The organism is Mesorhizobium calcicola (assembly GCF_042682105.1).
In the GTDB taxonomy this organism is placed as follows: domain Bacteria; phylum Pseudomonadota; class Alphaproteobacteria; order Rhizobiales; family Rhizobiaceae; genus Mesorhizobium; species Mesorhizobium calcicola.
Genome location: NZ_JBHUGY010000057.1, coordinates 67,766 through 80,709, shown reverse-complemented (window position 1 = coordinate 80,709; position 12,944 = coordinate 67,766).

The window sequence follows — 12,944 nt, the reverse complement described above, 5'->3', positions numbered from 1 at the left end:
GAGGGGGGGGGGTGGGGGTTAGAAGAGGAGAAAGTGTGGTGAAGGGTGGGTTGAGAGTATGAGGGGATAGAAGTTGCAGTGGTTTTTGTCTATTTGATAGTTGGAGGGTATAGGTGAGGAATCAATGATCTATATGTTGGTTTATTGTGTATAGTTTAAGTTTTTTGATTCTGTGATTGAGCTTGGTCATCATGTGTGGCATTGTATAGTGGTCAGGTAAAAAAACTGGGGTGTTCTGTTCTTTTCTGATTGAGTTGGCATTTTGTGTTGTTTGTACTGATTTTAATTATAAGCTTGGATTGTTTTTGGTTTTATTATTTTGTATTTTTATGTAGTTGTTAGGTGGCTCTCTGCGCTAGCTATGTCATTTTTCTGTGGGTATCCGTTCTTTTTTTGTTTCTTGAATTGACGTGATTTGTTTTATAATTTATGAATTTGTCTATACTCCTGTTTGTGGCTTTTCGTTGTAACTTTTATTTGTTTTTGTCGTTCTGGGTGGTGCTCCTCTTGAGAAGTGGTGTTTGGAGGATTTTGCTGATTGGTCTTTTTCTGTTTGCAATCTCTTCTTCCTTGTATCCGGTTGTCGGATGATTCGTTCTCTTCTTATTTGACTTCATCCTTTGTATTAGTTTTTTCTGAGATTTCTTTGTTTTGTGGGTCCTTCTTATTTCTTTGCGTGCACGATCTCATTTTATCTCTCTCTCGTGATTTGCTTAACTGAGGAGATGTGTACCCTTTAGCTGAATAGTCATGTCGTTTTTAAAAATTGGAGTCGTATTGTAGTAGCTTGTGTTAATGCGGCATGTTTTGGTGTTACTAATATGTTTTCGACCACGAGCTAGTCTCAGGGTTTTAGTCAGTGCTGGTGGAGGACAGTGCGTTGCATGCCTGTTTCAAGATCAACGTGTTCTGTCCAAAGGCGAAGCGAATATCCATTGTACTTTCTTTGTATCCGCGCTCCAACCAAGAAGGTGCAGGAGCAGAAACCCATGAGATCACATTCGTCTGCCCTTTTATTAACGGAGCAACGGTGCCGGAGGGCAGGAGGCGGTCGGATTCCGGGGCCAGGGGAGGGTGGTGGGCGGAGATGCCCAGCCGCGGGCAGCTCATTCTCCGTGCATACGGACTCCTAGCGGCCGATCCTGATTTATTCTATCGGTCCGCGGAGGGGTGGCCCCGCGAGGCCGGTTCCAGCCGTGCATCGACCTGGAGCTTCGGAGGGGGGCGCGCCTGACAACCGCAGACAAAACCGGGTGTGGGTCACAGAGCAGGTGCCGGGGAAGTGCTGGTGCGTGGGTTCAGGCGCGTACGAATAATAGACTAGGGGGGTGGCGGGGGGGGGAGGCACTCACATAACCAGGTGACAACAGAGTGTCCGGGTATGGTCCCTGTCACGATCTCCGTCAGCGGCCGCAGAAGTGCTCAGCATGGAGCGCATGGTGCTGCTGGGCCCCCCTGACTTGGAGTTGCTGTGCCTACAGGGATCATTGCACCAACGCGCATACGATGTATATCGCCTGTGCGTACGGGCGTGAACTGCGGCTGGTGAGGCACATCAGCCATCGGGTCGAGGGCCCTCGATGGTAGTCTCAACGCGATGACGAAGCCTTACTCTGATTTGATAGCTCAAGGTCCCAACGTCGCACGCACAAATACCCCAGCAAAGTTGCGACGGGGGGCCGTATCATGGGGGGTGTGCTCCGGAGCGCGGTAAAACCATCTCGTTTGCACCTAACACCAATAAAATGAATCACTGAGGACGTTCTGAGCACGGGAACTCTCAAAACTCTATAACAAGCTGAAACCCGCAAGTGGGAACAAGAAAGCTACTAACGAAGGCGCAGAGAGATGTTCTGATAATTATCAAGAAGAAAGAAAAAGTGGGTCCTGCCTGCCGTTTCTCGGACCAATAATACATTTATTTTCCATTTCTAGTTGTTTCTTCCCAAGTGTCTGCAGTCCACCAATCTTTCGAAGTCTCAACAGTACCTCAAAGTTATGGGGGTGGGGTGCAGCCCGTTAGTGCTCGTGTCTTCCGTGTAATGCCATTTCATGCTGTGCGTGGGCAGAGCCGGTGTCATGGGGTTATGAACGGTAAGGGAGCAGGGGGTTCGTGTCCCCAAAAGGGGGGGTTTACTACGCGGTGCTTGCCGTCAAGCAGGGGCGCCAACGGCAAGTAGTGACACGCGAAGCCGCCGAAGTCGTGGCGGCTCTCCCCAGGGGGGTGCTGCCTGATGCACTTCGGGCAATCAATGGCAAGGCGTTCCCGCGGGGTTGCTTTCACAAGCGCAAAGCGCGTCTGCATCCACGCCCAGCACAGCGCACCACCGCCGGCGCGGGGCCCCAGGGTCTCCTGTGGCGCTCTGTGAGGCCCCTGGTAAACATAGATCCACCCCCAGGGCCGCCTTCACTCTGGATGTACTGCTGTGCTAATTACCGGAGCCCGGCCTCTGTCAATTGTCTGCTGCGGTTCTAGCGCCCGTGCCAGCAGTACATATATGCTGGCCCAAAGGTCTGTTCATTGGTGTTTGGGTACGGGCCTCACTCCCCATCTGTTGGCTCTTAGGGTATCCTTTGGCTCGCTGCTCTATTTTTTTCTCTGCGCCCAAATCTTTGAACTGATAGGCTGCCATATACCGGCCTGTATTATCAAAACACCCTGTCTTTCCCGAGCTGGTCTCGACTGACTCTGTTTGAGTCTCGACTAGCACGCTCTCTGGTTTAACTGGCAACACGCAATTACCATACCATTTAGTATTTCGCGGTGCTGACCTTATCTGTTGGTTTTTTTCACGTTCGTTTTCGTTGGACCAATGACTTTGTTCATTACTTTTATTCACTGATAGCATAGCTGCGTCTTCAAGGGCCGAAGTTTGAAATCGAGAGATATATATCTTGCATTCCTCGTTTGCAGTGCCCTCCGACTGTGGCTGCTATGAATTGTCTTTTGTGTCGTGCTGGTCCTCTTTTCTCATCCTCTTGTGCTTGAGGTTTGTGTTGTAACACCATTCCACAATGACTAACGGACTTTAAACACCTATCCGTCATATGTCACTAGCTATCCACCGTGAACTGATTGTCAACGAGGTCGTTGAATCAGCGATTGCTAGCCATGCGTGCATAAGCTGTGCGGACCGAGGTGTGTCGGAGCTGATTATCGGCTAGTGCCACGATCAGGTCCTGCAACCAGGGTTCTGAAGATTAGAGGCTCATGTGGAAAAAACGGCGAGTCCGCAGCAAGATAGTAACCTCTTGGGGCCAAAGGGTGATTTTGGGCCCAACTGTCACGGACGCGCCCTGCAACTGCGAAAAGACCGCCCCCTAGGGACTGCGTATGCTCTGGAGGGTAGCTTCTGCCGGCGATCGCAACCATAAGGCCCCATGAAGTCCATGCAATAGAGACGACGCAACCAGCAGGAAGCCCGAATACCGGACCGTATGAATGCATACGTGGCCGCTGTAGACTAATGCGTCCAGTAGTGATAATTTCCCAAGCTGAGCCAGTGTGATCTGGTATGTTACTAAGGTGAGGAGAGTGGAGTGCCGGGATCCGCCCCGGCGGAGGCGTCGTCGCCTCGCAAGCTCGCTCTGTACCTAGTCTCGTGTAATGTGCTGCAAGGCAGGCCGGGAGGAGGCGCCGAGGCCGGTAGGGGATGCCGGACCTGAAACTCTGCAAGCTAGGCCAGCCTTCAGCATTTGTGGATCGAACGTATACCCTAAGTTATTGCATCCTTCGAATTTTGGATTTCATATCAGTGGATACTTTTTTGTGGATGTTGATGTGCGCTGAAACCGGTGGAGACTTTTTTGGGGTTGTTTTTTTCATAACCAGCGGGGGCTGCAAATTTCCGGTGTCCTCTCTTGGTGCTGCTCCAAGAGATACGGAGACCGAAAGAAGCTGACAAAAACCAGTAGCATGGAGCTACCACATAGAAAGAAGGCTGACGCAGGTAATAGTCGCCCTCAAAGCGTACCATGAGCGAGCAACATATGCTCCTCCTCGGCGGCTTTATCAGCACTGCGATGACGATTGCAGTGTTGAGAAAATACAGATCTTCCCAACACGGGAGTAGCCGCCGAACCTGCAGAGACGCTTGCTCCGGCCATGCATGCTCGGTAACGGTGCGGCCACCGTGTAACGCGTTTAGAGATAACGTTGCAGATGTGGTTCATGCATCGCTGTGCTGTCGAGGAAAGGCCTGGGTCACAGTTCTGGTCCTATAAACTGGCCTCTGCAAACGATCCAGCAATTATATTTTGGTGAGGCTCCCCTTGCCAGCAGGATCGGCCCCCCAGCCAACTCGCGCCATGTTGGCCAATAGCTCCGAGACTACCTCGACATATCATGGTCGACAGTGATTCACCACTTTAGTCTTCACCCAGGCTCTCCACAGATTATGAAAGCGGGTGTTCCTCTCTCTTAAATGGATGAGGCCACCCCGCGGTGGGCCTCATCCATTCAATCCCTACGTTCAGTTTAGGATCGCCGAGCAAGGCTTAGCAATTCGAAACGCTGTCCGCATACCACCGGAAACCACTCACGGCTTTATTTCGATGTTGATGTGCAGATTGGTTGGCGGCAGCAAGCCCTGCCACCACTTCCCGGCGCTCGGCGTTTTATTGTTTTTACCTTTAAGCAGTGCCAGAATGTTCCAGTAATCCCAGGCCGCTGATACGCGGAGTAAACATTAAAGTCATTGTGGCAGCTATATCCAGTGTTGCCGAGCGCCTGCGGCGTCATGCAGGATTTGGGTCTGAGTTAGATGGGCAAGGGCAAAGATCGTGGTTGCAGGGTTGATTGTAAGATGGACGTTGTCTAATTTCCGTCGGCGGGGGGGGCTGGCCGCGGGCGACAAGCGGCGTGCCCCGGTATAGCGCACGGGGGCGCAGCGGGGGCCGGCTCCCTAGCCTGGTAGAGGTCGGTAGAGGACTCGGAGGCAGCGGGAGGTCGGGATGCACGCGGCGCGACCGAACGCTGGGTTTCGCTTGCCAGCCTGCGGGCAAGAGGTCAGTGACAGCCTGGGTCACCCCAAGTTGTTTATGTTCCGGCTGGCTTTGGTCCGCCGACGGTGGTTGATCACCCCCAAGCGAGGTTCCGTGTTTCTGCACAAGGGGGCGCCGGCGCTGGCTCCAGACGCAACCTCTATGCTGTCACTAGACATCTTATGGTCACACAGTGGACGCAATCGAATAAACCTCTGTGGTACCAGTTCAGGGGCCCTCCTCCACCCCACTACGAGCCCTTTGAACTTACCTAGTACGATGTTTGTCGGGGGGTCAGTGGTAGGAGGTTGTCACGTCTCGGCCCTTGTCCTAAACCTGAACCGTTCGGGGTGAACTCTGTTAAGTTGTTTCATTTTTTGCGGAAGTATTAGGGCAGCAGTGTCGGGGGGCTTACAACGGCTCTTAGTTGTCCTTGCGCTGACTATGTCGAGTCGATACGCAACGAATATGTGCGCTGGGGAAGTCCTTGGCCTAAAACAGATCCTGTGTGACGGCCTGTGGTTTATGTAAGTTCACCCTAGGTCATAGCTTTCGTTGAAATGTATGTTGGGGGAGAAGTTCCGGGAGTTATTGAGTGCTGGCGGTGGGTCGAGGGGAATGATGGGGCGCGGTGGGGGCGCCTTTCTTTGGGGCTATCCTCCGTCCATCTCCACCGTCCCCCTCTTCCCCGCATCTACCCTCCTTCCCCCTCATCTCCCCTCTCCTTCCTTTTGCCCCCCCCCCCACTCCCCTCATTCACCCCTTTAGCTTCCTCCCCTCCCCTCTGCTTTCTTCTGCCACTCCCTGTGCACAACGAAGCCGACCGTGCCAGGCCAGTGGCACGCAGTGATATCGTGATGCCCGGCGCGATCGGTGATGGCCGGCGATCCACGCATTCAATTTCATGCCGATAAGGCTTTCCGACAAGCCCCGCGCGATCGAACGCTGTCGGTCGCCACATCGTACGCGTCCATCCCCGCTGACAGACCGCCGCTAACGAAGGACGGGTGGGTGATGCATGAAGACAGCAGTCGGGCGACCGTCCGCCCTCAGCGAGACAGATAAGCGGCAACGCAGCCGCTCACTGTGCAGGCGCACAGGATAGCACGCGCCGACCTTCTCCGGCACACCGCGTGTCGTAGGCGATAGCCAGCCGAACATCGGAAATACCTCGCACAACGTAATGCAGGAAAATCCTCAGACTTGGCGCAGATAGGGATCAGGACCCGCGGCGAGGCCGCTCGCCGCATACGCTCTCGCGCGCCGGTCGTGATTTGCGCGGCAATGACGACATACCAGGCATTGCGCAAACGGGACATGGATATCACCACCGAGTAGCGCTAACTATCGCGTCCAGGCCCAGCCCCCGCTATCGGCAAGATCGGCCCGTGACGCAGGAGCCAATCGCATACTTCTATGTATGGGAACAGGCGTCCAGGAGCGATCAGCTGCAATGCGCGCTGCCGCGTCATAGGCATGGCTTGCGTGTCTGATGCCAGCATATACCATATTAGGCCAACGGGACACTGGCCATAAGAAGCTACGCATAATCTCGCGCAGACGAGCATGGAGCCAAGTCCAAACGTGGTAGAGGATATAACCGGGCGGCCGGTCTGAGCGCCCGATGAGCGGTGAACTGGCGTGGCTGCCGATGCGGATCGCGCTTACCTTACACTGCTACCCGAGCCGTGCAGCTTTCGCGGAGCCCATAGCTATCTCTCATCTGGAGCCTGCAGTCGGCAAGGCAGTCCGCAAACATCACTCGGGCGGAGAGGACCGGTAATTTTGCTGGCGTGTAAATCCGCCCCTTCCGCATCGACGAGGTCTGGGTAATCCTATTCGAAGTCGTCGCGTCCATGACGAACGACCAGGTGTTAGGATCGACCTTGCCTGGAGCCAATCTCACTGTAGAAATACACTCACACAGCAAAATTACCGATCACACGACTTTACAGTACGTCAACGGCAACACGTCCAGCACAGCAGCTTTCCACCATTGCGCACATACTGTGGCCAGCGGCGAGGGCCACAACTAAGGATACTCTTTGTATGCATCACCGCATGCATCCTCCAACTTTGAGGCAAACGGAGACACGGCAAAGATCATGCGCATGCTCGACGACAATCGCGTCCTTGGCGAAACTCTTTTGGGGCGTGATGCTGTCGCCCGTTACGCTCACAATCCCCGGGGCCGCTCAACTTCCCCCAGATGTAACCAGGACACTCCGCCACAACTTTTGCTGTGACCAGCTCACTTGAGCGTAGCGTCATCGACATCGAGCTCATTATGCCATCGCGCGAAATGTAGATACGAAGAGCCCGTCGATCGCCGATGCATGTACCATACGAGCTCGGAGAGTAGTATATCCTGCTAACCAGAGTCGATCAGGATAGTGACGCCCGACCTGGCCGTGTCGGTGTCGGCAGCCGCCACGCGTCGGAAGCCTTGCGATTCGTCGCATGTGGTCGCCGTGCCAACATCGGTGAGCGATGGCCGCAGCACGACGACTTGATGTCCTTCGATTGTGATCGTCAGCGTCAGGCGCCAGCACTTTAGCACTCGCGCGCGACTTCAGAGCATCTGAGCTAAAGCGACTACGGATGCCGGAAGGGATCGCCCATCGAGGCGAGCAGCGCAATCGCAACTTCACACCATCAATTTCGCAGGGACCGCAGCATACCTCGAGCGCAGCATAGCTGTCTTGACCCACGGCTCCGGTGACTTGACTCGAATGGCGATGCCGTCGGCAAGCGCGTACGATCCGCATCCACATCGAGGCCCATGCTCCATACGCGCCGGCACCGAGAAGACTCATCAGCAGCCACAAAGAACTATACCATGCAGGCCCTAACAGCCCTATTTCGACCGCGACTCACGACTACGTCGCGCTTACGATGAATCAGCGAGACATGCATTACTGCTCGCGCCCGCGCGCGCCGAGAACGCTGCTCGAAACAAATATCAGCGCTTCACCCGCCGCGCGACAGCTCATCCGTCGTCCTCCTTTTTTGCGACTGAAGATCGGCCGGCATCTCTGTCACACCTTCTCAAGTGCTGACGCCGCAGCCCATAGCGATCACTCTGGCAGCAGCTGACACCCGCCGGTCTGCTGCGCTTTTTGACCAAAGAGCGCGCTTGACGACGCTGATGGTCTTCTACGACGAGGCGCCTGCTTTACCGGCGGCGCGCCCCATGCACGCACGCCTCTGAAGAATTATTTCCGGCCGTCGGCGGCATGACTGCATCAGGATCTGCCGTCCGAAGCTTCTGGACGACATCTAAGGGATTTACTGTGCACCACGTCCGACAGTCGCGTACTGCTGCGACAATCTCGTTAAGTGCTGTCCTCACAGACAACGCCTCTTCATAGACCACGCACGTCGCATCATCGGCGTGGATCTCCGTCTTGAGACGATAGCCCATCCGCATGCCGGGCTTCTTCTCTCCGGGCGTGTGATGGCTACGCGCGGATAAGGCGGGACGCGGCTAGGGATTTGCGACCAGCGCAGCCATAAAGCAATGTTACCGCCGCAATGGATTTCGACTATTACGCCATCGGCAAGACACGCTCAGATAAAAGCACAGCAAGGAACTGCTATGCACCGCTATCATCGCTACACCGCATGGAGGAATGCGCCAGTCTGCACTACGGCCATCATGAAGCAATAAGCCCATGGAAAAGTAACGGGAAAAAACGACAAAGAGAAGTACACGATCGCCGGAAGGCGGGGCCCGCGTCGCACTTCCCAATCAAAAGATCCACAGCCACCAGGTTCGCGTGCCGAGAGTGAGAAACGCTCGGATGCGAAGCGAACGATTCATACATTTCACACTTTACACGCGAAGTGCATCACGTGTGCCCGCATGCCGGAGAGCGATATACGCTGCGGAGTCGAAGCACACGAACAGGCGAATGACTGTTCGGCGGTTTCATACATCTGCAATTTCCGATACGCGGCAGCAATGTCTCTCGTTTCCGTACCGGATATGCAGACCCAATCCGAGACACCCTCCGCTCGCCCAGGTACTGCAGCTGCAATGCGATGGTTTCTTGCGTGTACAGACCGGCCACATGATCGCGCGATGTCTCCGCGAAGAATCATTGGTACCTTCTCGCTCGACCATGTGCGAGTTCTGAGATAGGGAATTTTTTCCGATCGCCCTTAAGCCGAGTCTGCACAATCTCGACAGCTGCTGCGCAAGATAGGTCCCTACAGAATCGCGAGATCACATCCGTGTTTATCGAAGTGCGCGCAGAAAAAACAAACAACAAAAACAGAGGCGGCCTGCCGGCAGTGGGTCTCTCGCGCCCCTGCTGCCGCCGCCTTCAGCCTGGACAGACAGCCAGCGAGGCCAAGTGCTAGCCCTACCACAGCGTCAGAGGTAATGACAAATACCGAAAAGAATCGGCTACGCCCTTTCAAAAGCTTCACGACAATCGATTTGCGAGTGTCATACTCACTGCGAGAGCAGAACGCAAGCTCTGTGCGTGGTCGTTGCTCTTCATCACAACAGGCGACATGATGATGACTGACACGCAACAATGGCAAAGATGACCCCTCAGAGGCCGGAGCGATTACGCGTGCGCGCTGCCGTTTACGTACATGATGAAACAAACCGGCATTACGCGAAGATCCAGCCCCGGCGACGAGCTTATACGCCTTCTTGGGTGCGCGATAGACTGGGCCCTCGCTATTGAGAGGAAGCCCGCATAATAGGTCCGCCCGAGAAAACGTAGCGGCGTCGTAGATGCGCCGCCGCGCACGACTCTTAAACATCTGGCATCCTGTAAGGACACATGTTTTCCGATCGGACGAGAATCATGCGCGTCAGTCAGCCAAAGGAGCCGCTGTCATGACGCCAACGGACGCGTCGACACGGAACGCGACTTGAGCGCCCGCTAGATCGCGCCAATCGCAATTGATGACTCGAGGCTGAGCGACAACTAGGCGAGATGCATACCAGACGCGCAGGCTGCGAGCGAGCGCAGGCGCCTTTATTTTGCTGCGAGAAGCATACCTGCAGACGAAGCCCGGCTCGCGCCCCTGTCAACGTCTCAGCGAGAGGCGCCGCAAGAAGCCGGGTCGGAAAATCATCGAGAGTCGAGTGACTCCCCTATGCCCTGGCTAGTTCGTAACCTGCAAAAGAAACTCGCAACTTGACCACGACTTGCATAAGGTGGAGGCTGCCGGTCTCGTCCACACGAACTTTGACCAGTCAACTATACTCGAACGGTAGGGTGTGACGGCATCACAAGCTCTTATCGTTCAGTCCTTCTCTCAGGTGTCTCGGCGTAGTAGTCCTTGCGGTATCAGAGAAGTCTGAAGAAATAGAAGGCCACCATCCCCATCAATTCGCAGCCGCTACAAAAGTACTGTACGGCGATTCAACGAAGCGGCCAGCATCCTGTCAAATGCCCGCTGACGATGCCTGTCGGCGCTCAAAAAGATGGCCCGTATAATGGCGTCAATAGAGTATGGCGCATCGCATTTGCACTGACGAGATATGGGGAGATGCCCGGGTGAGTCAAGTCGTCATTCGACAAATAAGGGCGTCCGAAGACGCCGGCCCTTCGAATTGTGCAGCGACAGCCGCGCAACGCTAGGCGCTGCCCCTGCTTATGCTGAATACCTAACCGTGCCGTCGTCACTTGACGAACTATCCACGCCACGATACCGCGACTTATCGACAATCTTTGTTTGAAGCATACGACAGCGCGTAGCTTCGCGTGCCAGCTTTCACTCGGCATCAAATGGCGTGCTTCTACCACGACTGACATGCCCCTTTTCCCGCAGTAAACCAAATCACGCGAGGTAGTAGGGTGCCACGCTCCACGCTCCCTTTACAGGACGCTTGATGTCTTGCCTGGCGCCTAGACATTCAACGAGGTGCTGTCCAGCCCTTGACGCGCAGTTGGTGAGACAGCAGTAGCCGCCGCCGCAGATGGTCTTCAGGTTTTGCCATTGTACGTATCGCTAGAGCTGGTGCGTTCGAGGCAGGTTAGCGACATGCCAGCGAACCTATGCGCACTTGTCGTGTCGTTGGTGTCTATGCGATGCGTAGACGAAACGAGATCTGAGCCAGGCCACTGGGCATAGACGCGACATACATGCCAGTCGCCGAGATCGGAAACCATGATACGATTTTGTCATTCTAGCGTTTCAATGAACCTTGAGGCGCGCGCGCGTCCACGCTCAGCATTCTCACCAAACTCTTCTGAAAGCTACCACCAGTCAGCACATTTTCGAGGAGTCGCTCGCAGAGAAAAACACTATTTTGTTTTCTATTAGTCAATAACTTAAAACAAAAAAATTACCGTCACGAACCTCTATTACGGCGTGACGGTACTATTGAAAAATCGCTCGGGCAATACTCCCTAGCTCCGTCAGATAGACCGTCAGACAACCAAACTCATGCCACGATAGCCATCGCCATAGGTGATCGGAAGGATTTATTTCTGTTTCTTTCAGTGCGCTCGTAAGAATCGTACCACGACGTGCATTTCGGCGGCGTTTGCGTAGGCCTGAATCATTCCCACTCGATTGTGCCCGCGGCTCTGAGGTGACGTCGTGAGACGAACGCGGTTGATGCCTGCGGCGTACCTCGTTGATGATGCGGTGGCGGCCGCACCCAGGAACCCATGTCGTAGTGGTAGAAATCCGCCGTCCATCCCGTCGGGAAGAGAGGCACACGAAAGGGTGAAGCGCGCAGGGTGGGGCGCAGAAGAACTCGTAAGGTTGCGGGCCACGTCGCCCAGGTCCGCCGACGGTCTGCCCGGAAAAGCAACACACGTTGTCATGCGAATCGCAGGGGGAATCTCAAACAGCCACAAAAAACGAACCGGAGGAGGACGGAGAGTAGGAAAAAGAAGCTGAGATCGGGCACAAAGGCCGCACCGATAACTCAGATGACAACGTGTGTTGCTGTTGGGAAGAAGGGCTATTTTTTTGGGCACCGGTGAGGTGCAAAGGAGGACTCGTCGGGCGGGGTGGGAATGGGGGGCGAAACAAGTTGATGGGGGGCGGCGCATATAATGTACGAATCACCTACAGAAGTTCTCACATGTACTGCGCTCCCTCTGCCACCCGCCCCACTGGGCGGTACAGCCTGCAACCAGCCATTGCGACGGCCCTAGCGGAGAGGCAGGCGCAGCGGGGACGCGTGAGGGGGGCGGCGCGCGCCGTTCCGACCATCGCGGTCGATGGAAACGTGGGGGGGCATGACGGGGGCGATTTTATAACCACCTACACACGAACATGGCGTCCTGGGTGCGCCGGCCGCCACTCCGCAAAATTCATTCACCGAGGTTTTCCGCGCGGCATCAAACTCGCGGTCGGGGTTTTATGGAAGTCGTCTAAAAAAATTAATCTAAAAAAAACGGGAGCGGTTACCGATGGCTGCCAGTCACCGCACTAAAACCGCGGAAAGGACATAAAAGGAAGAGACAAAAATACAAAACGGAAGACACGGAGAGTGGGCGGGGGAAAGGCGAAAAATCGAGAATGGAATATTGTCGTATCCAACCATCGACGATGGCATCTACGGGGAATAGCGGACCGGGCACAGTCGCGCAGACAGTTGGCGGAAAAATAAGGTAGAATTTTTTTTTTTTTTTTATTTCCATCAGCTATGGTTTAGCACTAATAAGCAAAAATCACGCACGCCGGAAAATACGGGAGGGGTCCGGGCGCGAAGCAGTGTAAGTGTCTTAGAAATTAAAAACGTACCACTGAAAAAAACAAAATAAATTATAAAAATTAAATCCTTCCTTCCGGCATTGCTTACGCGACGAACGAGGGGACGCATAATACAAGCTGAAACACCCTGGCCTTAACACCAGTTGCACCCCCCCCCCCCATACCCAAGCCCCCCCGAGATGGCCCTTTTAAATTAAAAACGAAATCGGGTGGGCCGAAGGTTTTTTTATCTTGGGGTTCTTCTGACGTGTCCCTAATTTTCA